The organism is Xylella fastidiosa (genome assembly GCF_011801475.1).
In the GTDB taxonomy this organism is placed as follows: Bacteria; Pseudomonadota; Gammaproteobacteria; order Xanthomonadales; family Xanthomonadaceae; genus Xylella; species Xylella fastidiosa.
The window spans coordinates 682,967-709,042 of sequence record NZ_CP044352.1 but is presented as its reverse complement, the minus strand read 5'-3'; the positions used below and the strand labels follow the sequence as shown (position 1 = coordinate 709,042).

The following is a 26,076-nucleotide window of genomic DNA, read 5'->3' as shown; positions in this document are numbered from 1 at the left end:
TGCGGTGTGGGCGGCTTAAACCCATGGCCTGGCTCGCGGTGGCATTTCAGTCGCCGCAGGCATCGACATTGATCCAAACTGTCAATTCCCCTTCGAAGCGAACAATGCTGCCTTGTTTCTTGAATGCGATGTCGCAACGCTGAAAGCCGCAGCGGTGAGGCGCTTCTATCAAGCCGCCGACATCACCTTGCTTGCCGGATGCGCACCATGCCAACCGTTCTCGGCTTACAGCCGTAGTCGGCGGAATAACGCGTATGCCTCGCAGTGGCCCTTGGTGCTTGCCTTCGCCCAGCTCGTCAAACAGCTCAAGCCGGACCTAGTGACGATGGAGAATGTGCCGCAGCTTGTAAATCACCCGGTCTTTCAACAGTTTCTAAAGAGTCTTTCTGGCTATAAGACGTGGTGGCATATCGTGGAATGTGCATCCATCGGTGTTCCGCAGACACGTAAGCGCTTGGTGCTACTTGCATCCAGGCTAGGTTCTCAAGGACTGGAACTTTCACAGCAGCATGTTCCAAGGATGACGGTCCGTGAGGCCATTGGCTCTCTTCCTCCCATTCATGCAGGGGAGCGTGATCCTCAAGACGCGCTGCACACCGCCGCGTCTTTAAGTGCTTTGAACATGTCGAGGATTCGGGCGTCGCGCCCTGGAGGCACGTGGCGTGATTGGTCCGCAGCACTGCGGGCAGCGTGCCATTGCAAAGACACTGGGGCCACCTATCCAAGCGTCTACGGTCGTATGGAATGGGATCAGCCAGCACCGACCATCACCACCCAATGTTTTGGTTACGGCAACGGACGGTTTGGGCATCCGGAGCAAGATCGCGCTATCTCACTGCGAGAGGCAGCAATACTCCAAACGTTCCCAAAGTCTTATCGGTTCGCCCCACCGGGCGCTCCGATCACGGTGAATACCATGGGACGTCTGATCGGGAATGCGGTACCAGTGCGGCTGGGCGAGGTCATCGCTCGTTCACTCGTCAGGCATGTGCAGGGGTACATGGGCTGACATCACAGCAAGCAGCATCCCTGTGTCAGCCAAGAACACCTCATCGACGCGCTAACGCGATCAAACACCGGCAAGATCAGGTGAAACAGCAGTAGATCAAAGGCCATCACTAAAGGATCCGGCATCACCTAAACAAATACGTGTTTCCTTTTATCCATATCATGTTGGCGTATCCACATCAGCGTCTTGACGAGGCGCACTCAGCACCTGGGTGAGCACCTGCTCCAGCATCTCGCCGGTGACCGGTTTGCGTAAAAACGCATCGCAGCCAACGTGGAACGCCTGCCTCTGGGCATCGGCATCAGTACGCGCAGTGACCACGACAATTGGAAAGGACTGCCCCTGTGCCCGCAGTTGCACAATCAATCCGGCACCATCCAATCCCGGGAGATCTAGATCGCATAAACAGGCATCAAAACGTGTCAGCGTCACCTCCACCAAGGCCTCCAACCCATGTAAAGCATGAGTCACCCGATGCCCACGGGCACGCAACAGTTCGACGATCACCTCCGCCACTGTCGGATCGTCCTCAATCAGCAGCAAGTGCAACGGATTGGAGCAGGGTGAGGGTTCCATATCCATAACGGCAACCGCAGGTTGCACCGCCAACACCCATGGAAGAGGCAGCAGAACACGGAAGCAGGTGCCTTTGCCAAGCTCGCTATCTACGTGGATCTCCCCCTCCATCACGGTAGCCAACTCGCGGCAAATGGCCAAACCAAGTCCGCTGCCACCATAGCGGGCTGCGGTGGATGCACCATTGACTTGCTCAAAACGACGGAATAAGCGCTGGCATTGTTCTTCACTCAACCCAGGGCCGGTATCGGCCACGTCAATACGCACACCAAGGCAGGCTTGTTCCTGCCCAGGCGCGACCTGTAATACAACCTCTCCGTGCTCGGTAAATTTGGTGGCGTTGATCAACAGGTTGAGCAAAATTTGCTGTAGTCGATCAGCATCCCCATGGACATACTGGGGCACCTCTGGATCCAGTCGATAGACAAAACGCAATCCTTTACGCTCCACCATCGGCCGGATCATTGCCACCACCTGTTCCAACAAGGCATGAAAATCAAAATCACGCCGTTCCAACGACAGTTTTCCAGCCTCGATTTTGGCCAGATCCAGGGCATCATTGACCAAACGCAAGAGGTGCTTACCTGCCGCTTGGATCGAGGTCGCATAGCCATGCTGGCGCGTATCAAGCGGTGTTTCCAATAACAATTCGCTCATCCCAAGCACTCCGGTCATCGGGGTGCGTACCTCGTGACCCAACGTCGCCAAAAACTGCGTTTTAGCCAGTGAGGCCCGCTCGGCAACTTCGCGCTGATGTTGTTCCAGCTGCAAGCGGGCACGACGCCGTAAACGGCGGTGATAGTTCCATGCAACGCCCCAGAGCAATAGCAATCCGCTCCCCGTTAATACGCTCATCCCCCACGCACTGCGCCACCAGGGCGGCAATACGCGAAACGTCACCAGATGGATGCGGGACAGATTGCCCATCGGGTCGGTGCCCTGAATCAATAATGTGTAGTCAGCCGGGGGCAACGAGGAGAATTCCCGTGTACCGCTACTCCCCTGATCAATCCACCCGGTATCGAAACCTTTCAACCAATAACTGTAGCGGTTGGACAGTGGATCACCGAAGGAAAGCAACCGCGCGCCGACAATCAGTTGGCGATCATTCGGCAGCAGTTCGAAAGGCTGATCAACCGGCAAATCAATACGGTGCCCAGCACGGATCACACTGACGGTCTCCATACGCAGCTGTGGTACAAATGGGGCTGGGTCAGGCATCGCAGTATCAAACAGCATCAAGTAGCCATCGGTAGTGCCGCCAACCAATACGCCATCCGGAGCCATCCACAAGCAGGCCTCAGCAAACTCCTGGGTGCCCAAACCATCACGCAAACCGAAGTTACGCACCTGGAGCTCATCAGTATTGTCGATACGCCATAGGCCGCGGCGTGTGGACAACCAAATACGGCCCTGTGCGTCATGCTGCATCCCTAGCGACTCCATGGCAGGCAGCCCATGCTGTGGTCCCACTAAAGCAACCCGTTTCCAACCGTGACTACTGTGCCGCCATTGCTCCAAGCCCCGTAACCGATGCACCCAAACTTCATTGCCTCCCACCGGGACAAAGCTATAGGCGCGTGTTCCTGTCAAATCGGGTATGGGGACGAACATACGGCGCTGTGACTCCCAGGCATACACGCCACTACCAGCAGCCAGCCACAAACGCCCATCTGGGCCAAGGCCGATCTGCTCGACGCGGGAACCATCCAGGCCATGACTGCCAGGTACAATCTGATTTAACACACGTCCGCTTTCAAGATCCCGCTGCTGCAGCACGCCCAACGCTTCCAGCCAAAGGCTGCTATCAGGCATTTCCACGATCCAAGAGATAGGACCATACAGCGGGACCGCGTCATCTCCATGTGCAGCCCACTCACGCCACTGGCCGTTTTTCAGATCCAGGCGCGATAAACCATTTTGCATGTTTGCCAGCCACAACCGGCCACGGCTGTCCTCCAATGTGGCGGTAATGTTCACGCCGCGCAGCTCATGACGCTGCCATCCTGTGTGTACCAGCTCACCGGTGCTGGTATTCAGATGCATCAACTCTCCAATACGATTCAATTGCCAAAGTCCACCGGAATACGCCGCCGGGGCAACATTGCAATAGGCACTTTCACCACCATCACTCGGTCGCACGACCGCCATTCGCTTCCAATCCTGGCGCAAATAGCCTAGACCACGACCATAAACCGGTACCCACAGTCCTCCACTCGTATCACGCCACAAGGACGAGACAGTGGACACACCGTGATGCATGTCACTCAAAGGGATCTGTACTGGCGGTCGCTCTTGTCGAGTACGCCACAAACCACGCTCACTACCCAACCAAAATTCACCGTCACCAGCATCAGCTACAGACAAGAGTAGATTGCCAAAAGCAAACATTGGCCCCCAGTTCGGCGCACGCCAACGTCCTTCAGCATCCTGAAGATACACGCCATCCGTACTGCCAACCCACAGTCGGCTACCCACGGCAGCAATGGAATGAATCGAGGTTTTATCCAAAGGCGGCGGCGCCAAATGCAAGCGTCCCGCCTCAAAATACAGTAGGCCATCAGGCGTGCCCACCCACAGCCGTCCATTGGCATCAAAGGTCAACGCGACAACCGGGGTATCCTTCAGAGTCGGCGAAACATCAGCCAGTGCATAACGGGTGAGTGCTCCTGCGCTATCAATCCGTATGACCGAAGCATGTAGATCACTCAGCCAGATCGCATCGCCATGACCGGTCAGCGTATGTAAGGCGTCGGTTTTAGCAACCGAACCTACAGGAATCTGGATGAAGCGACGGCGCTGCGCATCAAGCACAGCAAGCCCCGCATTCTCAGACAACACCCAAATCCTATCCTGTACATCAATATACAAAGCCAGGACGGAGTCGCCCGGCAATGAGCCTGGATCATTAGGATCATGCCGCCACACCTTGAATGCGGTGCCGTCATAGCGCGCCAGACCATCACTGGTGGCCAACCACAAATAACCAGCAGCATCCTGGAGCATTGCCCGCACCACGTTGGATGGCAATCCGCTCGTGGCATCAAGCACACGGAAGCGAGGCATCTCCGGCACCGCCGCTGTGGCTGTCAACAGTGATACAAAAACAAGCAGCGCCGTCAGCAGCCCCCCCGCACCCTCTTCAAACACCGCATCCAGCTATCTCACTTTCCCTATTCATTGACATACTCGCAACGGATCGTTGGAGACGCAAGCCGCAGTACACAGGCACACAGCTTAAGAAATATAGCTAAAATCTGGGGTATGTTCCGTATCAACTTGATGTTGCTTGCCTTATTGCTCACTGTGCCGCTTGTAGGCACGGCGGCCACAACGCGCTATGTACTGGACCCAGTGCATACCAGGATCATGTTCGTGATCGACCACGCGGGCATCTCAAAAGCCCTTGGCACAGTGTCTGGGAGCACCGGCATCCTTGACTTCGATCCGGACAATTGGTCTAACGCACAGCTGGACGTGCACATACCGTTGCAACGTGTGGACCTGGGCGATGCCAAGTGGAACAAAGCCACTTTGGCGCAAGGATTGCTCGATACCGCACACTATCCAGAAGCACACTTCGTCTCTACCCAAGTCACCGCCACCAGTCCATCCAACGGGAAAGCCATCGGCAAACTCACTCTGCATGGGATCACCCGCGAGGTGGTATTGGACGTCACCCTGTATGGGATAAAACGTCATCCTTTGCCTCCGTTCCGACGTACTGTCGGCTTCTCGGCTAACACCACACTCAGCCGTTCCGCATTCGGCATCAATGCATGGAAATCAATGATCGGGGATGAAGTACAACTACGTATTGAAGTTGAAGCGGTGCGTCAAGGAAGCATCAAAAAGGAAACAACGGAGCAAACCGTCCATCAGGACACGACAACATCAAGCAATACAAAGGAATCAGATGCAACACTACACAAAACAGATACAAGCAAAAAAACAAATGAGCTACTGTAAGGGGAGCTGGTCATGACGCTGAAGGGCACTGCTGAACGATGGGGCTGGATGAGCCAAGCGCTGCACTGGCTGATTGCGGTGCTGATCCTAGGCTTAGGGATTGGCGGCCTCATTATGGGCAAACTGCCTAAAACTCCGAATTATTTTTGGGTGTATACCGCACACAAATCAATAGGCATCAGCGTGCTGGCACTGGCGGTATTACGTCTGTTTTGGCGTCTGTATGCCGGCGCCCCCAAACCAATCGCGGGCACGCCTGTCTGGCAGGAGCGCGTTGCCAATGCCACTCATATCATGCTCTACGTACTTATTTTCACTATCCCACTGGCCGGTTGGCTGTACGATTCAGCCCGTGGTCTGCGCACGTTCTACTGGTTTGGTTTGTTTGAAATGCCCGCGTTGGTGTCGCCAAACGAAACGATACGTGGAGTCGCGCTGGAGATCCATAAACTCAGCTTCTGGGCACTGATCGGCTTAGTCGTCTTGCATGCCGGCGCTGCTTTCCACCATCATCTCATTCAACGGGACGCCACCCTGGCAAGAATGCTGCCACGCAACTGGTTCTCGTCAAAATCCTAAGGAGAAAGGAGTGATCTATGTTCAAAGGGTCTTTTCTTACCGTGCTAACAGCCGCCACCCTGGTGATTGGCTGCTACGTCGTTCCCCCGGCTTGCGCAACTGATTATGTGCAAACCTCCGGTTCGATCTTGGTATTTTCAAATAAATACGATGGCAAAGTATTCACGGGCACATTCCCTGGGTTCTACACCCAAATGAGTTTCGACCCGAACGACCTCTCCAAGGCACACCTGGACGTGACTATTCCGCTGACTCATGCCCAGACCGGCGATAAGGACCGTGACTCAACCCTGCAAAGTGCAGATTTTTTCAACGTAAGCAAGTTCGCAACTGCGCACTATCAAGCCAGCAAGTTTCGTGCTCTGGGTCATGACAAGTACGCCGCCGATGGCACATTAGAGCTGCACGGCATGACTAAACCGGTCACACTGACCTTTACCTGGACACCGAGCACACACCCTGTTCTGAATGGCAAAGCCACTGTTAATCGGCTGGATTTCGGTATAGGAAGCGGTGATTGGGCTGACATCAAAATCATTCCAAACGAAACCGCAATCAGCACCAAGGTCGTATTCAAGGCCAAGTAAGGCTCGCTACATGCCCTCAAGCGGCGGACTGCCTCGTCGGGTCCGCCGTTCTTTTATGTGCGACACATCAGAAACACATTGCCATAGCAACACTGCATCGCACAGCCATTCCGGATTCAAGACAATCAACATAGCACCACTCTGCACCTGCATCCGCAGACCCGGTATGAATGTTTTCTACTCAAGAAGCAGTCGACTCCAATTGACATGAAGGGATCAATAAAATGAGCGTTACCCATCTATGGAAGCATTTAAACGCGAAACCATTCCTGCCCTAATTTGATTACCCAAGGACGCATTCCACTGCTGATTAGTGTCTAGAATCGAAGGCTGGCCGCTCACTACTCGTCCTGCGAACGATCAGAGATCACCGCTCTTTCTCCTTCATGGAAATCGGCAATCCGCCATAGATATAACCCGGCATAGGTGCGGTAAGGTGCCCAGCATTCGCCGCGGGTACATAGCGCCTTCGGAGTCGGGACGAAAGCAAGGCTATCCACACGCTGGATACCCTTGCGTACCCCTAAATCATCCACCGGCAGCACATCGGGACGGCCAAGACGGAATATCAGCATCATCTCCACAGTCCAACGACCAATACCACGAATCGGAATTAATTTTTCAACGATGGTGTTATGGTGCATTGACCCCATCTGCCACACACTGGGAAGCTCGCCTGCCACTTCACGCCGCGTCAGATCGCGTAACGCCAGAATCTTGTTGCTGGAGACACCGCAGGCACGCAAGCACGCATCATCAATACACGCAAGTGTTTCGGCATATAAGCAGGTGCTACCAATCACAGCCTCAATACGAGCAACAATGGTTGAAGCCGCTTTACCACTCAGTTGCTGGAACAGGATCGCTCTGGCCAGAGCATCAACTACGTTGAACGGCTGACGCCAGCGCCGCAGAGCTGGCAACGGACCCAGACGCTGCATCCACCCCGACAACCCAGGGTCGCAGTGGTAAAGATAATCATAGGCTGCCATAACATCGAAACCACGTGGGTACCAAGCCATGCACTTCAGCGCCTCCATGTATCAATAACCAGCAGTATCTTGCCTGTCATCATCACGATCCAGCAGCACTGAGAGACCTGCAACAACGCACCTGCCAACACGCCTCTGGAACACAGCAAGGCTGCACTGCAATTGGCAATGCAAGCCAAAGCAGTCCATATCAGGGGAGTATGATCCAGAAGGAACAAATACAACCAAAACGGCACCGTTGGAGGAAAACACGTTGCGCAATGGCTTTTAATATACCTCTGTCACTGCGGCAAGCAACTGAACGTATAAGAGCAGATAGAAGGGTTGAAAGAACGTGCCGCGCAACGCTGCACGTTCCAACAACATCACGACATGGCGTTGAAAGGAATCACTTAACCGCCCAATACAGATCGTAGCTTCCCTCTTGGGTAAACGCCTTGTCCACCCCACCCTTCCAGGACTCGTAGGGACGGTCAATTACCTCGTAGCCTGAGGTAACAGCCCATGCACGCAGTGCATTACGGGCAGCATCCAATCCCGCCATATGCCCGGTGTAAGAGGCAGAAGCAGCACGGCGAGGTTTGGTATGTACGTATTTGACAGGAGCACCGGCAGAGATAGCGACTTTCAGGGCGCCATCTGCGGAAACAGTGGCCGCATGAACTACCTTATCCTTATCAACCACATTCTTTTGAGGCTTCTTTTCTTTACTATCTGTCTTGGACTTGGTCTCACCGGGTTTGCTCTCAACCTTTTTACGCACCGGCTGAACTACATCAAACGCATATTTCTGCTGAGCAAAATCAGTCGTGACAATACGGATTGGGGCAGATGGCTCCAAGCCATTCGCATCCATAACACGCTTAATCCATTCCTGGTTATCTTTAATTGACTTCTTAATGGTATCGTTTTGACGGTCAATATTCCCTGCGTTGACAGCCAAAAGATTTTCACCAGGCACATCGACAATTCTCAGATTGGTCACGGTCAACTTACCATCAATCTCAGCACGGTAATCGACGTTTGGCACGCTGGCCAGAATGTTAGACAAACGTAACAAACCCACCTTTAAATGCTCACCCACATTGCGGCTCACATACAGACCAGCATAGCGACCAAACAGGTTAAATCCGTATTTGACGTTGTAGTCCTGGGTGATTTCGATATTCCGGTTATTCTTACCACTAGGCTTCAAGGTAAACGTGGTCACCTTGTCATAACCTCTGGTTGCATCCTGGATTGCAATCTCAACACGCTCATTCTTCACGCTATTGATAATTTCCCAGCTACCGCTACCGATGTCTTTCTGATTGGAACTGTACTCAACACGGGCACCTTTACCGGACTCCGGACCAACCAAGTTGATCTGAAGTTTGGGATCACGCAACAACAACGGATTCCAATCTTTGAAGCGACGAAAACTGTTTACCGTGTCGTACACGATAGTCGCCTTACGGTTAGTCCCAATACTTTCGGACATATGCCGTTGCCCCGGCAAGACAAACCCAATAACAAGAAATAAAACAGCCACCATTCCCAAAGCTATTAGAAATTCGGTGATACGGGAACGAATCATTCAGCAATCTCCGGAGACCTGATGCCACGGCCGGGTTAATTTAATCTCAAGTTCGCATCGTAGCAGGCTTCACACTAGATGTTCAGCTACCTACTGAGCAAGATCGCAATGAAAGTCCACCCTAAACAATATCAAGCAACGATACTAAGTCACCACGGATAGCAACATCAGCCGCATGACACACAACCAACCAGGAAAAATTCACTAAAAATGATGCGCATGGGGCAGATATTCCTGATACCGATGATTCACCGGAAAAGAGCGCCCGCTGACTTCCAGGTTCAGACGCATGATTATCATCTACTGCTTACCACGCTAAAGCCACGCATGGCATAATCTGCGATAAATGCAGGAATCTAGCCTCCAGCATGCAGATTGACCACGCTACACCACGGAGTCTCAATGCCGATCATCATCCGCGACGTGCGTGAGTCTGAACTCGATGCCGTACTGACTCTGAACAATGAAGCCGGGTTAGCGATCTTGCCACTAGATCTCTCTGCGCTTTATCGTTTCTATAAAGAGGCTGACTATTTCCGTGTCGCCGAACGCGACGGTAATTTGGCTGGTTTTTTGGTCGGCTTTGGTAGCGCAAGCCGCCATGGCAGTAGTAATTTTGCGTGGTTCCGAGAGCGGTACGAGAACTTTTTCTATATCGACCGTATCGTCGTCGCGAGTCGTCGTCGTGGGGGTGGCGTCGGACGAGCATTTTATGCCGACGTACACAGCTACGCTGAGTTGCGCTACCCCTATCTGACATGCGAGGTCTTTCTGGACCACGGTGCCGAAGCAGCATTGTTGTTCCACGGCAGCTTTGGTTTCCACGAAGTCGGACAAAACACAATGACGGGCATTGATGTACGCGCCAGCATGCTAATGAAAAAGATGTGCAGCTACCCCTGGATCCAAGAAACCTACGGTGACAAACTTCCGAACCTCCCCTGGGTAGGCCTGCAACGCCATATCTGCACACCCAACTAGGCGGAGAAGCAAATCATGTCGAATGTGAACATGGACTTCGAGCAAGCCGGCGAACTGAAAATAGGCCAAGTGGGTATCGCCACTTTGCGCATCCGTACTCTGAACGTACCACGCCTGATTCAAGAAATGTCTGACCGAGTCACGCGCGCGCCCAAGCTCTTCAGACGCACTGCCGTGATCCTAGACTTCGGCGAACTCCCGCACCCTCCGGACCTGGCCACTGCAAAAGCACTGGTGGAAGGCTTGCGCGCAGCCAACGTGCTGCCCGTGGCCATTGCCTATGGGACCAATGAAATTGACCTACTATCGCAACAACTTGGACTACCTCTACTGTCCAAGTTCCGTGCTCATTACGAACGCCAAGAAGTAGCCGCTCCACCACCCCAATCAACGCCACCTATAAGCACTGGCCGAATACAACACACTACCGTGCGGTCCGGTCAACAACTGTATGCAGAGCACTGCGATTTAACCATCCTGAATACAGTCGGCGCAGGTGCCGAAGTCATCGCCGACGGTAACATCCACATTTATGGGACGCTGCGCGGTCGTGCAATGGCGGGTGCTCGGGGTAATGCCGAAATGCGAATATTTTGCCGCGACTTTCAAGCAGAACTGATCGCAATTGCAGGCCGATACAAGGTGCTAGACGACATCCCCACTGAACTACGTGGTAAAGCTGTCCAAGTCTGGCTGGAACAAAATCAGATCAAAATTGCTGCGTTGGATTGACGCAGCCTCACCACAGAACGTATCAGGAGAAGTCCTTTGGCTGAAATTATCGTAATCACTTCCGGCAAGGGCGGCGTTGGCAAAACGACTACCAGCGCAAGCTTGGCCTGCGGATTGGCACGACGCGGCAAGAAAGTTGCAGTCATTGATTTTGACGTTGGGCTTCGCAACCTTGACCTCATCATGGGCTGCGAACGCCGCGTAGTGTACGACTTTGTCAACGTGATACATGGCGAAGCCACACTCAAACAAGCACTCATCAAAGACAAACGCTTCGATAACCTTTATCTACTGGCTGCTGCCCAAACCCGCGACAAAGACGCGTTGACTAAGGAGGGGGTGGAGAAAGTGCTCAACGAGCTGCAAGCAGAAGGCTTCGACTACATCTGCTGCGACTCTCCAGCTGGTATTGAGAAGGGCGCCTCCCTAGCGATGTACTTTGCCGACCGTGCCGTTGTCGTCGTAAACCCGGAAGTATCCTCCGTGCGGGACTCAGATCGCATCATTGGCTTACTCGACTCCAAAACAAAGAAAGCCGAAACCGGTGGAAGCATCATCACAACACTGCTACTGACCCGTTATAGCCCAACACGTGTGGAAAGTGGTGAAATGCTCAGCATTACTGACGTAGAAGAAGTCCTCGGACTGAAAGCAATCGGCATCATTCCCGAATCAGGCGATGTCCTTAATGCCTCCAACAAAGGGGAACCAGTGATCCTGGACAACAACTCCTTAGCCGGCCTAGCTTACGAAGACGCCGTGGGCCGCATTCTAGGTGAAGATCATCCAATGCGTTTCACCACGGTAGAAAAAAAGGGCTTCTTCAGTAAGCTGTTTGGGAGCTAAGCATGGGTCTAATCGATTTTCTCAGAAATAAAACGAAAACCGCGGAAACAGCAAAGAACCGCCTGCAAATTATTATTGCCCAGGAACGCACACAACGTGGTGGCCCCGACTACCTGCCACTGCTACAGCGCGAACTGCTAGAAGTCATCAAAAAGTACGTAAAGATTGATGCCGATGCAGTGAAAGTTGACTTAATCAAAGACGGTGCCAACGACGTGCTCGATATATCCGTCGCACTACCCGACGATTCAGAGCGCTGAACCAAGCAGCGTCCTACTTCAACAAATACCGCTAAGTCTGCCCGTTTCTCCCAAACTCATTGATGCCTTCCACATTAACCACATCTCAAACCACCCCCAACGCACTGGAAAATGTAGTTCGCATCGGACACATTGTTCCGGAAGATGCCTTAGAGCTGCTTGCACGTTATGGCCTGCACTTGCACCTCATCGAAGATGGAGCGCCAATCCCTGGCAGCTACTGGGGCGAACCAGAGGCTGGCATCATTGGTTGTAACGTCTACGTGCGCAACGACACGCCCGTGCACTCAATGCTGCATGAAGCATGCCACCTGATCGTACTCCCACCGGAACAGCGCGCAACGGTCCATACAAACGCAACCAATTCAAGCGAAGAAGAAGACGCCACCTGCTATTTACAAATAGTGCTGGCCGATGCACTTCAGGGGATCGACCGCGACCGGCTCATGCAGGATATGGATGCTTGGGGATATAGCTACCGCCTTGGGTCAACGCGGGCGTGGTTCGAACAAGATGCGGAAAATGCACGCGACTGGCTAAACGCAAGAGGCTTACTTACCCCATAAATTTCAGTACAACAGATCGAACACACATCCATCCTCCATCACACACCGCCATCCTCAGTAACTCACAGGATGTGCATGCAACGCAAGCACACCCGCTGCGACAATGTGCTATAGCACTACAGGCGGAATCCATCGACAGAAGATCAGCAAACACACGCACTTAGGCAGGTATTGCACACCTGAACACCGCACAGATAACAGATATGGAAAAAATAAAAATTTCATCGCATGGAACGCAGGCCTTCATACAAACCTTCACAACAAAAAGACAGTAATCCAAACGAAGTAAGTAAACGCAGCGACAGTACTAAAGAGCGATTGGGTCGCAAGTATCACGCCAAGTACAAGTAAACTGGATTGGGGTGCAAATACCCGATATTCCACCAAGAGCAATCAACTCAGCCAGGGAAAGCGCCGCTTAGATCCAACCCGCTCAGAAGATTGAATCACTCATCAAACACCTCACACAAGAACAACGAGCAGACCACTGGGAGACTCTTGCTCACACATCAACGCTGCGAAGCAAGATTAACGCGCCTGGCTAATTCATCCAACTCCGGAGTACGTGCCCCCCAACGTCGCGCCTGCTCTAAAGCACGGCGCGCGAAAGTAATATCGCCCTCACCAAAACGCTCACTTCCAACCGCAATCCAACGCTGTGCCAGACGCTTTCTGGCCCCCAGCAACCCCACATCCTGACCATTAATCGCCTGCCAAACATCAAGGCATGCCTGAGCACTCTGCAACCGATTGCGGCCAAGCTCCTCTTCAAAACAGGCACGCATCGCCACTAACAGGCGTTGTGCAGCCCTCTGCACGCGTGCATCTGCGGGTGCAATCGCTTGGGCAGCACGTACCTGATCATAAGCACTGATACCGGGCGGAGTCAGCCACTCCTTCAGACGCTCAGCCACATCAAAACGCCCCATCAATTCACCCAAATACCGCTCACGCTCAACTTTGGATAATTTTGGCTGTAATGAGAGCCGAGTTTGACGGGCACGTTGCAACGCCTGCTCAGCCAGATAGATCGAGCCTTGATCAGGCAACAGCGCGCGCGCGCGCGCTAACGACAACTCAGCCTGCTCGAAATGGAATTCAGCCGCCTGACGCCCAGCATGCGCCACATATCGCTCCACCACATCCTCCAATCCGCGCCGCGCCGCGCTCTGCTCAGGACGCACTGCCAACACTGCCCTAAAGTCTCGAGCAGCTGGCGCCAACAGGCCACGCCGCAATAATCGAACCGCACGGTGCAGATGTACATCTATAGCGCGGTTGAATAAGTCCTGCGTCTGCGGCAAATCCACGTGGCCTGGATCGTAACGCTGCGCAACATTGAGTTTGGCAGCCGCAGCATCCAACTGGCCACGTTCCAAATCAACGCACGCTTGGCGCAACAATTCAGACAAGGCATCCTCACGTCCTTGCAAAGCACGAGAAAACCCCGGCACCAACTCCAACACTCGCTGATACAACGGCAGCGCACTGTTTGGATCACCCTCTAGACGTCCAGCGACATAAGCCTCATCAGCACGCACCAGCAATTGATCAAGATCAGCATGCTCGGCCTGACGCTGGCGCACTAAACGCTCCAGCACATCAACCTGATCCTGCGGCATCTGCAACACCCGCGCCAAACGCAAATAACGTTCAGCCGCATCAAACTGACCACGATCAAACGTGATCCGTGCCTGCGCTAACGCAGCCTGTCCGGTACGCAACAAACCGTCCTGAGCCTCATGACGATCACTATCCAGTGCTTTCGCGGTCTCAAACAACTCACGCGCGCCACTGCCATCCGGGGCACTCAGATTCCCCTGAACAAGCGCCACCTCACCACGCTGTAACAACTGCGTGATCCTGCTATCCGGCCAAGCCCAATCAGCCAAAAATTTGCTCAACACCAACACTGCCACACCAAGCAATAGTGTCCCAATCGACAACACATGCCAAACCGAGCAGCGCCGCAACAAAATACACATGCGCAAACGGAGTCGAGAAAAGAATGGAAAGAACATGAAGCCGATTCCTTTTCCTTAGCTCAAAACATCCTGACAGTGAACAATGACACTCAACACTCCAAGCATAAACCTCGTAACAACACTGACATACATTCCCTACTGTAGCGGACATATACGCTACGATCAGCCCATCCTCCGCACTTCATTGACACCGGAAAGGCCATCCAATTTACCCAACAACGCCGCCAATTGCCGGTGATGACTCAGCCTGAGCCGTACCCGAAATTGAAGATAACCATTGTCTCGAAACGCATCACTACTCATTTCCAACATATGCGCATCTTCTTGTGCAATCACATCGGCGATGTCCTTCAACAACCAACGCCGGTTTACCGCACGCACCAAAATCTCGACCTCATAACTACCGCTGAGTTGACTGCCCCATTCAACCGATAACACCCGCTGCGGATGCATGGCATTCAAGCGCATCAATACAGCACAGTCAGCACGATGTACCGTCACCCCACGGCTTAGGGTCAAGTAACCGGCAATCGGCTCACCACACACCGGCTGACAACAACGCGCCAGCTGCACCAATATATTGCTGACCCCCTGCACAATGAACATTGATTTGCTTAGACCGTGACGCTTCTTGCTTGGCCGCGCGAGCGGCGCAAATGCAACAACACGCTCAGTCTCCAGCAAAGCACGGCTTACTTGATTCGGCCCAATATTGCCAAGTGCAATCTGGACGTACAAATCGTCCACACTATCGGCATGGAAACGCCGCGCGATAGGACTAAGATCCACGTACTGCTGTCCCACCCGTTTTAGCTCACGGTCCAGCGACTCCTTTCCCACCTGCACGTTACGCGCCCGTTCGATCTTATTGAACCAAGCCCTCACCTTGTCACGAGAACGGCGACTGGCGAGGAAACCATTCGCCCGAAGTAACCAATCACGATGCGGATTGGCTTCCTTCGCCGTCAAAATCTCAACACGATCACCACTTCGCAAACGGTAAGTCAATGGCACAATGCGGCCATTCACTTTTGCCCCCCGGCAACAATGCCCGACCATGGTATGCACGTGATAAGCAAAATCTAGTGGCGTCGCCCCCTGCGGCACATCAATCACCTCGCCTTTAGGAGTTAACGCGTAAACCCGATCCTCTAGCAACTCCGTATCCAGTGCCTCCACCACCTCGCCGAACTCACCCTCTTGAGCTTGCTCCAATAACTGCCGCATCCAGACGATCTTGCGATCAAAATCCCTCTCCGCACCTTTGCCATCCTCTTTGTATTTCCAGTGCGCAGCCACACCCAATTCAGCGTGCGCGTGCATTTCGTGCGTGCGGATTTGTACTTCTACAGTACGCTCTTCCGGTCCCAACACTGCCGTGTGTAGTGAGCGGTAGTCATTCGCCTTGGGCCGCGCGATGTAATCATCAAACTCACCAGGCACCGGTGCCCACAACGCATGCACCACTCCAAGGGCGGCATAACAAGCGGCCATGTCCTCAACCATCACACGAACCGCCTGCAAGTCGTACACCTGTTCGAAATGCAACCGCTTCTTCTGCATCTTTCTCCAAATACTGTAAATGTGTTTCGGACGCCCACTGACCTCAGCACACACACCATGCTCAGCAAGCACCCGCGATAACTCCATAGCAATCACACTGATATAACGCTCACGCGCAACACGGGATTCATCCAAGGCAGACGCGATACTCCGATAGATCTCTGACTCCAAATAACAGAACGCCAGATCTTCTAATTCCCACTTCAACTGCCAAATACCAAGCCGGTTAGCCAACGGCGCATGGATATCACGGGTCAATTGCGCCAACGCACGCCGCTGCGACTCAAGCAACACACCTGCAGCACGCATCTTGGCCAACTGTCGGGCAAGTAAAATCGGCACCACACGCAGATCATGCACAAGCGCCAGCAACAGCCGACGCAACCCCTCACCATTACGTCCAGCCGCACATCCAGCATGCAACGTCCACACTTGTTCCGCTGCATCCTGGCCATCAAGCAAACTCCCGACCATTTGCTGATGCGTACTCGAACGCCACGGCAACACGGGCAACATTGGACGCAGCATTGGCAGATCAAACAACAACGCTGCAATCAGCAATGTTTCATCCGCCGACAACACCACCAGTGCATCCAACATATCTAGCAACACCGGCCAGGCCACCTGCTGCCCAGCTTCAGAAGGCAATGCCTGGCACGCTTGCACTAACCCCTGAGACAATTCCGGATTCAGTGTAGATACCCCGGAGCGTCGCAGTAAGACATCCAGTTCTTGAGGAAATAATGAGACATTCACTACAAACTACCCATCCAATGTGTGCGCCATCCCAACCTTGAAACACAGGCTTTTTAAGATCGCATAAACGAATAGTCAGCATTGGGTTAAACCTACTGCGCAATACTGATTTTAAAGAATGCATCCTGTTCTTGAACGGCAGTTTCATTCCCCTTAGTAAGGGACTCCAGCACACCATGGGGAAGTTAATACGCTCAATCAGAATAGAGCAAGCAATCCTAAAGTGTCCCCAACACAGTCAATCAAATCATGTGGTGCTCGTACATCCCTCATTCTCGATCACCTCTGCAGCAACCGTAACTAGGCTGTGAGGGTACAGGTGGATCACATCAAAATGTGTCACTGAAACGCATCGTCAATCCAATGAACGAGGCTATTCAATGCAACCGCAGTGCCTCATACCACAGACAAGATAACAAACATCATCTATGCACCGAACATCCACTAAATCTTATTGCTCTTGATGCCTACCGAGGCCACCATTGATACACACAAGTTATAAAAGATCCAAGGAAACACGTTGCACCTGTAGACCACGCCTTACACCGCATCAACCACTGGATCATTGCCAACAATTAAGGTCAGCCGCACCAAACATTGGGCAATCCAGAAAGCCTAAAAAAAACCGATGCCGCCAACCGGATGCACCACATGATTTACGCAGCAATCGCAGCTGATTACAGCATGACGTTATCTCCGATCAATGCAATGAAATGACTAAGCAAGACTATTGCTCACCAGCATTACGCGGGAACAATAACATCGCGTCACCGTAGCTGAAAAAACGGTAACGCTGCTGCACTGCATGATAGTAAGCATCAAGAATCCGCGTACGTCCCGCAAAAGCAGCAACCAGCATCAACAACGTACTCTCAGGCAAATGAAAGTTAGTCACCATTGCATCCACGCTACGGATGCAATAACCGGGAAAAATAAAGATCTGAGTCTCACCAACAAATGGTTGCAGCTCCCCATGACGCATCGCACTTTCCAATGAGCGCACCACAGTCGTACCAACAGCAATGACTCGACCGCCCCGCGCACGGGCACTACGCACTTGCTCGACTAATTCAGCGCCAACCTTGAACCATTCACTGTGCATCACATGCTCTTGCAGCAACGCTACCCGCACTGGCTGAAACGTACCCGCTCCTACATGCAGGGTGATATAGCCAAACTCTACCCCACGTGCACGCAGCCGTGCCAACAACGACTCGTCAAAATGCAAACCAGCAGTAGGCGCCGCAACTGCACCCACTGAGCGTGCAAACACTGTTTGATAACGTTCACGATCATATTCATCAGGCTCACGATGAATATAAGGTGGCAATGGCAACTGACCGACATCCGATAACCATTGTTCCAAAGGTGACTCAACATCGAAACTCAATAAATAGAACTCACCATCACGACCAAGCACCTCAGCATGACCGCCCGCATCCAACAAAATTCTATTTCCCACTTTGAGCGACCTGCTGGTACGCAACTGCACCACTGCCTGATGGGTACCAAGAAAACGCTCAATCAGGACTTCAACCCGACCACCGCTCACCTTCCTACCAAACAATCGCGCGGGGATCACTCGGGTATCGTTGAACACCAGCAAATCACCAGGCTGCAGCAATTCCGGCAAATCGCGAACATAACAATCCTGAAATTGCTCTGGGGCCGACGGCACAAGCATCAGGCGACTGGCTGAGCGTTCAGGCAAAGGGCCTTGAGCAATCAGCTCCTCAGGTAAATCGTAATGAAAATCGGACTTTTTCAACACAGAACCACTTGTTCTGCAGGCTTGGGATTATAAAGAGAGACTAACGTACCCAAAGGCTGGATAGACATAGCTAACTTTTTCCCTCATCACAATGCTCAACGATGATGCATTCTCCGATGCGAACGCACCCCCATGACCAAACCGAAACCAACCAGTAAAGAAACCGCCGAAGTACCGCCATAACTCATCAGTGGCATTGGTACACCCACCACAGGTAGTAAGCCTGAAATCATGCCGCCATTAACCAACACATAGACAAAAAAAGACAAAGCAAGCGCGCCAACAAGCAAGCGAGAATAAGTATCGCGTGCTTGCCCTGCGATCCACAAGCAGCGCATGATGACGAACAAATACAACATCAGCACCGTCGTGACACCAACCCAACCAAACTCTTCACTCAATACTGAAAACGCAAAGTCAGTTGTCTGCTCCGGAATAAAGTTCAGATGTGACTGCGTCCCAAGGCCCCACCCCTTACCGGCTAGCCCCCCGAGCCAATCGCAATCTTAGATTGAATAATGTTCCAACCCGCACCAAGTGTGTCGTTCTCCGGATTCAGAAACATCATGATGCGATCCTTTTGATACGGACGCAGCAACCAGAACCAACTGAACGGTGCAATCATAGCAATACTAACGACGCCGATTCCAATCCACCACCACGGCAAGCCAGCCAGCAACAACACAAATATACCAGAGGCGGCAACCAGCACACTGGTACCAAAATCTGGCTGCAACATGATGAGTGAAGTCGGAATACCAATAATCATGAAACTGACCATCACCGTAAACAGACGTGGCGGCAGTGGCATACGATGAAGGTACCAAGCCATCATCATTGGCAAACTGATTTTCAACAGCTCAGCAGGCTGCAAATAAAATAGCTTAAGGTCCAACCACTGGCGCCCATATTTTCCGGTACCCAGTATGAATACCACCATCAACGGCACCATTGAGAACACATATACCAATGGACTCCAAGCACGAAGACGGGGCACTGGAACCCGTGACAAGCACCACATGATCAACAGACCAAACGCAAAACGCACACTCTGCGACAACATCAAGTGACTGGTGCCAGTGACCGCCGCACCAGCACTATGCATCACCATCAGTCCAATCACCATCAATGCCCCAAGAGTCAAGCACAGCGGCAAATCCAGAGTGCGCGTAAAGCGCAACACCAGATCCACAAGCAAGCGCAGCAAATCCCTCAAGGGTCTTCCTCCGGCAATGAGTCGAGAGTCACTGGCGCACGTGGCGCAACCGGCATCATGGCGGTTGAATTTAGCATTCCACCAGCAACCGAAACCTGTATTTCTCCCAGTTGCAAGGCAGCACGGTTTCCAGCTTCGCATACCCCGGCAACAGTCATATCAAACTGAGTCAAACCAATCGCGGTACGACCTCGCGCACTGTCCAAAGGCTCCAAGCCCTCTGGCAACTTGCCTAGCAACCAAGCATCAAAAATCTTGCGTGCAATGGGTGCAGCAGTGCTAGCACCATACCCGCCGCCCTCGACCGCAACCGCAACCGCAATCGTCGGATTATCAGCAGGAGCAAAACCAACGAATAACGCACGATGACGCAAATGCATTGGTAAGTTGCGCGGATCAACGGCAGCCTCCCCCTTACGGCTGGCAACTTGCGCAGTGCCTGTTTTGCCAGCAATCGAATAAGGTGCACCAATCGCAGCTTGGTAGCCGGTCCCTCCAGGACGCATGGTATCTATCATCCCTTCACGTACCACCTGCACATGCCCCGGGTTCGAGCTAATTGGCTGTGATGGCGGTTGCGGCAACACCTGCCACGGCTGGCTGAAGGCGGCACGCTCGGCCACCACCAAGTGCGGGCGGTTCATGTGACCACTGGCCAAGCCAGCAACGCTACGTACTAACTGAAGCAGGGTCACTTTCCAGTCTCCCTGCCCAATCGAAACATTGACCGTATCTCCCTGATACCAAGCCTGCTTACGCACCTTACGCTTATATTCGAGGGAAGGGAGAATACCGCTAATCTCTCCGGTCAAATCGACCCCGGTGAGCTGACCGAGGCCATAGCGACGCATGTAGTCGGTGAAGCGCTCAATGCCCAGATCCAACGCTAATTTATAGTAGTAAGTATTAACCGACTGTGCGATCGATTTACGCAAATCAGTCCAACCATGACCACCACGATGCGAATCTCCCCAACCCCGATTGACACCGGGCAGGTAGAACATACCGGTGGAAAGAATCCGGTCCTCGGGACGACGCACGCCGGCATCCAATCCAGCCAACGCAATCAAGGGTTTGAGTGTAGAACCAGGAGCCACGCCGCCAGAGACCAAACGGTTAAATTGCGGTCGCGAAGGATTCGCATTAAGCGCATTGAATTGAGCATGAGAAATGCCATTAACAAATAAATTGGGATCGTAGCTGGGTAAACTCACCATCCCCAGAATTTCCCCGCTGCGCGGATCCATCGCCACCGCCGCACCTTCATATTGACCAAACGCAGCGACCATCGCACGCTGCAAGTCAGCGTCAATCGACAACCGCAAGTCGGCACCCGCTTGTGCCGTTACCCGTCCCAGACTGCGAATCGCACGTCCTTGCACATTTGTTTCGATTTGCTGATAACCGATCTTGCCACGCAACACCTGCTCGTAGTAGCGCTCCAGGCCCGATTTACCGATGTAGGTCAATGCAGCATCCCCACCGTTCAGCGTCTCCAAGTCCTTTTCGTCGATACGACCGACATAGCCGATCACGTGAGCAAACAAGTCGCTATAAAGATAACGGCGAGTGAAATAGGGTTCCAACTCCACACCAGGAAAACGCCACCGATCAACTGCAAAACGCGCCATCTCCTCCTCACTCATGCGCAGCTTCAATGTCACCGGCATAAATCTTCGACGCACCTTACGCTCACGGTGAAAACGCTCCAGTTCATCCTCTGAAAGCGGGATCACCTTTCCCAGTTCAACAAGCATTGCTTCCATGTCGGCAACCTTATCCGGCATCACGTCCAATCGGAATGCAGGCACGTTATCCGCCAAAAGGCGTCCGTCCCGGTCATATATCATTCCGCGCCCTGGCACGACTGGATGCAATTTGATCCGATTGGCGTCAGAACGAGTCGCATAGATCTCATGATCAAGCACCTGCAACTTGAAGTACCAGCCAACCAAACCAAACAGACACACCACTACAACAAACAAGCTCAGCAAAGCACGGCGGCGAAACTGCTCAACTTCGGCATACGTATGCTTTGCTTGTGGATGATGCACGCTCATCGGATCACTTCCGACTCCCATGACCTAGTCGCAACGCATCCAGCAACACAAACAACGGTGCCCACAACAACATTCCCAATAGCGGTGCCGACCAATAACTCCAGGGCAACAATGGCTGACCCAAGGTCAAATGCAACGCCGTAGCAACTACACAATCGTTGAATAGCAAGCCACCGATGACCAACGCCTGCTGCGGCATCGGGAAGAAGCGCAGGCGGGCTCGAAAACGTTGCACGATGAAGGACATCACCACCAGACGCAACGCCTGCTCCCCTAACAAACCACCATAAATGAAGTCAGCCAGTACACCCATTACAAAAGCGAAACCGATTCCAACGCGACCAGGCGTCTCGATCACCCAGTACATCAGCACCAACGCTAACCAGTAAGGACGGATTGGCCGCACTGACACTGGTAACGGAAGTAACCCCAGAAGCAAGGCCAATATCACGCTGACCGGCAATAACCAAGTATTACGCAGCCGGGTCATTGCTGCGGCTCCTTGATTACCCTGGAAGCGCCAAGATTGGTGGAGTGAGACTCACTGTTTGAGTCAATAATAGATCTTGATGTTAACGACCCTCCACCACCAGGTGACATGGACCCACCCAAGCGCAACAACAGTACATTACGACCACGATCCAACTTGGCTGTCGGCGTGATCTCCCCAACTAGAAAAGCATGGCTATCATCCGGGTGCAGTGCTGAAATATTGCCCACCGGGAAACCAGCCGGGAAACGCCCTCCCAGCCCTGAAGTAATAAGAACATCACCAATTTTCACACCTGAACTCAGCGGAATATTGCGCAGCTCTAAGCGATCCCCCCGCCCATAAACAATCAAGCGAACACCATTACGTGCCACAGTCACCGGCACAGCGTGATCCGGATCGGTCAACAGCAGAACAATTGAATGCAGCGGCGTCACCTCAATCACCTGACCCATTAAACCGCCAGCATCAATCACCGTTTGACCGACGCTGACACCATCGCGGCTGCCGGCATCCAGGACAAGACGCTGCCGAGTTGGATCCAAATCAACATCCAGAATCGGAGCCAACTGCACATCCAGACCGTGATGCTCAGCAAAATTAAGCAACTCACGCAACTGGGCATTGTCACGTGCTGCCGTTTGCAATCGGGTCAAACGGGCATTCGCAATCAACAGCTGATTGCGCAACTGACGGTTCTCGTTAACCAAACGCGCATTACTGATTGCACGCTCACTGAGCTGACCACCAAACCAACCAGGCAACCCAGCCAGCGCCCACACCGGCTGCGCCAGCCAGTTAGCCCGCTGCCGCAACTGCGACAACCAAGCGCCGCGACTGTCGAGCACAACCAACACAATTGCCAAGGTTAAGTAAGTCAGCAAACGTATTGTGCTGACAACTGCTGGCGAACGAGACGCTAATGAAAAACCGGGATAGGAGGGCACAGAAAAACCACATGATCGAAAAACCTAAGACTCACGACGCCGCCAACCAGAAAGAGCCGCCACTATGGCACCTATCCTGCCCTGTACAGCACGCTCAGGCCTGCATCTTAGCCTGAGAGCGCAAACCAAGCTGGAGCATATCTCCCCGATCCTGTGCGAAACATGTATGGATCATACGAAATCACCATGCCAGCTAATTACGGTGCAAAGAATTCATTGCCATGCATATCAACCAACTCTAACGCACGGCCACCACCACGAGCCACGCACGTCAACGGATCATCAGCCACCTGCACGTATAAGCCAGTCTCATCGGAAATCAGCCGATCTAGGTCGCGTAACAATGCCCCTCCGCCAGTCAAGACGATACCGCGCTCGGCAACATCGGCGCACAACTCCGGTGGAGTCTGCTCCAACGCAGATTTCACTGCCGAAACAATCCCAGAGAGTGGTTCGTGCAACGCCTCCAACACCTCATTAGAGTTGATCTTGATCACCTTCGGTACGCCCTCGGCAAGGTTGCGTCCAGAAATCTCCAACTCATGCACCTCAACTTGCGGATAGGCGCATCCAACCTCTAATTTAATCCGCTCAGCAGTCGCCTCACCAATGAGCATCCCGTGGTTGCGACGCACGTAATTAGTGATCGACTCGTCGAAGCGATCTCCACCGATACGCACCGACTGTGAGTACACAATCCCATTCAACGAAATCACCGCAACCTCAGTGGTACCGCCGCCAATGTCAATGACCATCGAACCACGCGCCTCGGTGACCGGCATCCCAGCACCAATCGCTGCGGCCATCGGTTCCTCAATCAAATAAACATCACGTGCACCAGCCTCCTCGGCAGACTCCTTGATGGCACGACGCTCAACCTGAGTGGATCCGGCCGGCACACACACCAGCACACGTGGACTGGGGCGCAAGAAACGCGCCTTGTGGACCTTTTTTATGAAGTGCTTCAGCATCGCTTCGGTGTAGGTAAAATCGGCGATGACGCCATCCTTCATCGGACGGATCGTTGTGATATTACCTGGAGTGCGGCCCAACATCTGCTTGGCTTCGACACCCACCGCAGCGACCGAACGAGTACCGCCAATTGCACGATCCTGGCGCACGGCCACCACAGATGGCTCGTTCAGTACGATCCCTTGCCCCCGCACGTAAATCAAGGTATTTGCTGTCCCCAAATCAATGGACAGATCATTAGAAAACATACCGCGCAACTTCTTGGACATCTGAAAAATCAATCCTGGAAGACGTAGGATGCACACCCATGTGCCGGATGGCTTTAAAATAGGCAAAATGAAGAACTCTAAAGCCGCCTAGATTAACAATGCATCCCCGATGCAAGCAAGGAAAAAACATCATCAATCACTGATATGTCATGCAGCAAAAAATTGTAAGCAATAGGCGCGATAGGCGCGATTCCAGTATTCAATCACCGCAGCTTTTACCCCAGTGAATCCCCTTCCTTCTTTCGGCAATCTATTGTCAAAAGAAAGACCAATACAATCACAACAACAGCATCTGATATCCACACGCTCGCGGTGACATTTTTCGCACTCAAACACGCATCCTTAACATACCGTTCCCAGTGGCATACAGACATCGCACATTCGTCAGATGCAGCTAGGGTATCCCCTCGAAACCATATGTGCCAAACAACTGCATGATCATCACAAATGAGAGACAAATCATCAGAGCATTCAGCGATGACGGCAGGCATGCCCCCTACCCTTGAGCAACCCTCGGTCGCAAATGATTAAATTCACTAGAAGTATGTTCACTTGATGGAAGTTCACCACCAACCCAGCCACCATAAATACGCCATGTGATCACCCTGCCTGCCCACGACAACTCCTCCAGACAACTTGATCTATCAAGCATTTAGATAGGGGAGCACTAACTCACTCACGACACGGTGAGCAACACTGATGGACAAGATTAAAACAAATGCTAAAAGTATTCCAAAAATTCAGCGCTTCAATTTTTACAGAATTCAAAAAACAGTTCAGTAATGCACAATCACCAACACCGCTAAGCGATCGCACCTGAAAGCAAAAGCACATACCTATCATGCTTATTTCACTCATCCCCCCGTGCTAGCACTTAATCACTTCGCATCGCCTCGCGGCAAAGCACCTCATATTGCACTGAAGATCGATCAGTAGTTACAGCACAGGGTGCCAGAAATCTCAGAGCGTCATTTTGAGCATACGGCTCAAGGAGATGATCACGTAAAACATGTACTAAATCGCGGTATTGCTCCATGCTTACCAGTGCTGTGATATAGCTATCTCTCTGATTTTTATTATTTTGGATGATAGAAAGAAAACAGCATACTCTCTGTGATGAGAGGATCTGTTTTAAAAAAGCCATGACAATCATTTAAACAAGATTAACTGCACCATCTGTCATCGCAACATTTGAAGCCGTACAGATGGGCTTCTGCTCCCCTATCTATGATTAGGAACCAACGACCTTATTAGAAGGATGCTTCTTTTTCTTTAAACTCCCATCTGGATTGAAATTACTATCAAAATAATAATTTATGAAGAGTAAAACTGCTGAATAAATGCTCCCAAGTATCACCCACCCTCCAACACCGA

Annotated in this window: 17 protein-coding genes and 3 pseudogenes; 9 read left to right on the top strand and 11 right to left on the bottom strand. The window is 52.4% G+C overall.

Annotated elements, in window-relative coordinates:
* Positions 1 to 28: 28 nt before the first annotated feature.
* The gene (locus F7G16_RS03050) at positions 29 to 1,009 is read left to right on the top strand and encodes a DNA cytosine methyltransferase (RefSeq protein ID WP_236641883.1); all 981 of its coding nucleotides are present in this window, start codon (positions 29 to 31) and stop codon (positions 1,007 to 1,009) included.
* 159 nt (positions 1,010 to 1,168) lie between these two features.
* Here the strand turns inward: F7G16_RS03050 and F7G16_RS03045 are convergent, their stop codons facing one another.
* Positions 1,169 to 4,651 (bottom strand): ligand-binding sensor domain-containing protein, encoded by a 3,483-nt coding sequence (locus tag F7G16_RS03045; protein WP_243857849.1) that lies wholly within the window; start codon positions 4,649 to 4,651, stop codon positions 1,169 to 1,171.
* A gap of 198 nt (positions 4,652 to 4,849) precedes the next feature.
* Here F7G16_RS03045 and F7G16_RS03040 point away from each other — a divergent pair, with 198 nt between their 5' ends.
* Genes F7G16_RS03040 through F7G16_RS03030 form a run of 3 tightly spaced genes read left to right on the top strand, consistent with a single transcriptional unit; the run spans position 4,850 to position 6,720 of the window.
* A complete protein-coding gene (locus F7G16_RS03040) occupies positions 4,850 to 5,554 on the top strand; it encodes a YceI family protein (RefSeq protein WP_004090609.1) in 705 nt (234 codons plus the stop codon).
* A gap of 12 nt (positions 5,555 to 5,566) precedes the next feature.
* Complete coding sequence (locus F7G16_RS03035; protein WP_004090608.1) at positions 5,567 to 6,133, top strand: cytochrome b; 567 nt, start codon at positions 5,567 to 5,569, stop codon at positions 6,131 to 6,133.
* A gap of 17 nt (positions 6,134 to 6,150) precedes the next feature.
* Positions 6,151 to 6,720, top strand: coding sequence for a YceI family protein (locus F7G16_RS03030; protein WP_004090606.1), 570 nt, complete (start codon positions 6,151 to 6,153; stop codon positions 6,718 to 6,720).
* A 341-nt stretch (positions 6,721 to 7,061) separates the two neighbouring features.
* Here F7G16_RS03030 and F7G16_RS03025 read toward each other — a convergent pair whose 3' ends face one another.
* Together F7G16_RS03025 and F7G16_RS03020 are read right to left on the bottom strand one after the other, a co-directional pair.
* Positions 7,062 to 7,742 carry a DNA-3-methyladenine glycosylase family protein gene (locus F7G16_RS03025; RefSeq protein WP_004090601.1) on the bottom strand — a complete coding sequence of 227 codons (681 nt, stop codon included), beginning with the start codon at positions 7,740 to 7,742 and terminating at the stop codon, positions 7,062 to 7,064.
* Positions 7,743 to 8,100: 358 nt separating this feature from the next.
* Positions 8,101 to 9,246: a polyketide cyclase gene (locus tag F7G16_RS03020; protein WP_004090600.1), complete on the bottom strand. Its 1,146-nt coding sequence runs from the start codon at positions 9,244 to 9,246 to the stop codon at positions 8,101 to 8,103.
* 444 nt (positions 9,247 to 9,690) lie between these two features.
* Between F7G16_RS03020 and F7G16_RS03015 the strand changes: the two genes are divergently transcribed.
* The 5 genes from F7G16_RS03015 (at position 9,691) to F7G16_RS02995 (ending at position 12,673) form a co-directional block, all read left to right on the top strand.
* On the top strand, positions 9,691 to 10,269 hold the full coding sequence (locus tag F7G16_RS03015) for a GNAT family N-acetyltransferase (RefSeq protein WP_004090598.1): 579 nt from the start codon (positions 9,691 to 9,693) through the stop codon (positions 10,267 to 10,269).
* 15 nt (positions 10,270 to 10,284) lie between these two features.
* Positions 10,285 to 11,001, top strand: a complete 717-nt coding sequence (gene minC, locus F7G16_RS03010; protein ID WP_004090597.1) for a septum site-determining protein MinC — start codon at positions 10,285 to 10,287, stop codon at positions 10,999 to 11,001.
* Positions 11,002 to 11,037: 36 nt separating this feature from the next.
* Complete coding sequence (gene minD / locus F7G16_RS03005) at positions 11,038 to 11,847, top strand: septum site-determining protein MinD (RefSeq protein WP_004083895.1); 810 nt, start codon at positions 11,038 to 11,040, stop codon at positions 11,845 to 11,847.
* 2 nt (positions 11,848 to 11,849) lie between these two features.
* Positions 11,850 to 12,107 (top strand): cell division topological specificity factor MinE, encoded by a 258-nt coding sequence (gene minE / locus F7G16_RS03000; protein ID WP_004090594.1) that lies wholly within the window; start codon positions 11,850 to 11,852, stop codon positions 12,105 to 12,107.
* A 62-nt stretch (positions 12,108 to 12,169) separates the two neighbouring features.
* Positions 12,170 to 12,673 carry a hypothetical protein gene (locus F7G16_RS02995; protein ID WP_004090593.1) on the top strand — a complete coding sequence of 168 codons (504 nt, stop codon included), beginning with the start codon at positions 12,170 to 12,172 and terminating at the stop codon, positions 12,671 to 12,673.
* A 509-nt stretch (positions 12,674 to 13,182) separates the two neighbouring features.
* Here the strand turns inward: F7G16_RS02995 and F7G16_RS02990 are convergent.
* From F7G16_RS02990 to F7G16_RS02955, 8 genes and pseudogenes are all read right to left on the bottom strand, one after another.
* Entirely contained in the window at positions 13,183 to 14,694 is a 1,512-nt protein-coding gene (locus tag F7G16_RS02990) for a tetratricopeptide repeat protein (RefSeq protein ID WP_004090592.1), read from the bottom strand.
* 126 nt (positions 14,695 to 14,820) lie between these two features.
* Entirely contained in the window at positions 14,821 to 16,977 is a 2,157-nt protein-coding gene (locus F7G16_RS02985) for a RelA/SpoT family protein (protein ID WP_004090591.1), read from the bottom strand.
* A 727-nt stretch (positions 16,978 to 17,704) separates the two neighbouring features.
* Positions 17,705 to 18,745 (bottom strand): tRNA preQ1(34) S-adenosylmethionine ribosyltransferase-isomerase QueA, encoded by a 1,041-nt coding sequence (gene queA / locus F7G16_RS02980; protein ID WP_038232174.1) that lies wholly within the window; start codon positions 18,743 to 18,745, stop codon positions 17,705 to 17,707.
* Positions 18,746 to 18,843: 98 nt separating this feature from the next.
* Positions 18,844 to 19,964, bottom strand: a pseudogene (gene rodA / locus F7G16_RS02975) (rod shape-determining protein RodA).
* A gap of 106 nt (positions 19,965 to 20,070) precedes the next feature.
* Positions 20,071 to 22,024: pseudogene (mrdA, locus tag F7G16_RS02970) on the bottom strand (penicillin-binding protein 2); the annotation flags it as partial.
* A 4-nt stretch (positions 22,025 to 22,028) separates the two neighbouring features.
* Entirely contained in the window at positions 22,029 to 22,514 is a 486-nt protein-coding gene (gene mreD / locus F7G16_RS02965; RefSeq protein ID WP_004090587.1) for a rod shape-determining protein MreD, read from the bottom strand.
* Between the two features lie 115 nt (positions 22,515 to 22,629).
* A pseudogene (gene mreC, locus F7G16_RS02960) lies at positions 22,630 to 23,461 on the bottom strand (rod shape-determining protein MreC); the annotation flags it as partial.
* Between the two features lie 197 nt (positions 23,462 to 23,658).
* The gene (locus F7G16_RS02955; protein WP_004083920.1) at positions 23,659 to 24,702 is read right to left on the bottom strand and encodes a rod shape-determining protein; all 1,044 of its coding nucleotides are present in this window, start codon (positions 24,700 to 24,702) and stop codon (positions 23,659 to 23,661) included.
* Positions 24,703 to 26,076: the final 1,374 nt, after the last annotated feature.

Bases quoted from the DNA above. Each gene is read 5' to 3' on its own strand.
- F7G16_RS03035 (WP_004090608.1), top strand. From the start codon at position 5,567: ATGACGCTGAAGGGCACTGCTGAACGATGGGGCTGGATGAGCCAAGCG.
- F7G16_RS03020 (WP_004090600.1), bottom strand. From the start codon at position 9,246: ATGGTGGCTGTTTTATTTCTTGTTATTGGGTTTGTCTTGCCGGGGCAA.
- mreD (WP_004090587.1), bottom strand. From the start codon at position 22,514: ATGACCCGGCTGCGTAATACTTGGTTATTGCCGGTCAGCGTGATATTG.
- minE (WP_004090594.1), top strand. From the start codon at position 11,850: ATGGGTCTAATCGATTTTCTCAGAAATAAAACGAAAACCGCGGAAACA.
- F7G16_RS03045 (WP_243857849.1), bottom strand. From the start codon at position 4,651: ATGCCTCGCTTCCGTGTGCTTGATGCCACGAGCGGATTGCCATCCAAC.
- F7G16_RS03025 (WP_004090601.1), bottom strand. From the start codon at position 7,742: ATGGCTTGGTACCCACGTGGTTTCGATGTTATGGCAGCCTATGATTAT.
- F7G16_RS02995 (WP_004090593.1), top strand. From the start codon at position 12,170: ATGCCTTCCACATTAACCACATCTCAAACCACCCCCAACGCACTGGAA.
- minC (WP_004090597.1), top strand. From the start codon at position 10,285: ATGTCGAATGTGAACATGGACTTCGAGCAAGCCGGCGAACTGAAAATA.
- F7G16_RS02990 (WP_004090592.1), bottom strand. From the start codon at position 14,694: ATGTTCTTTCCATTCTTTTCTCGACTCCGTTTGCGCATGTGTATTTTG.
- F7G16_RS03030 (WP_004090606.1), top strand. From the start codon at position 6,151: ATGTTCAAAGGGTCTTTTCTTACCGTGCTAACAGCCGCCACCCTGGTG.
- F7G16_RS02955 (WP_004083920.1), bottom strand. From the start codon at position 24,702: ATGTCCAAGAAGTTGCGCGGTATGTTTTCTAATGATCTGTCCATTGAT.
- F7G16_RS03015 (WP_004090598.1), top strand. From the start codon at position 9,691: ATGCCGATCATCATCCGCGACGTGCGTGAGTCTGAACTCGATGCCGTA.
- F7G16_RS03040 (WP_004090609.1), top strand. From the start codon at position 4,850: ATGTTCCGTATCAACTTGATGTTGCTTGCCTTATTGCTCACTGTGCCG.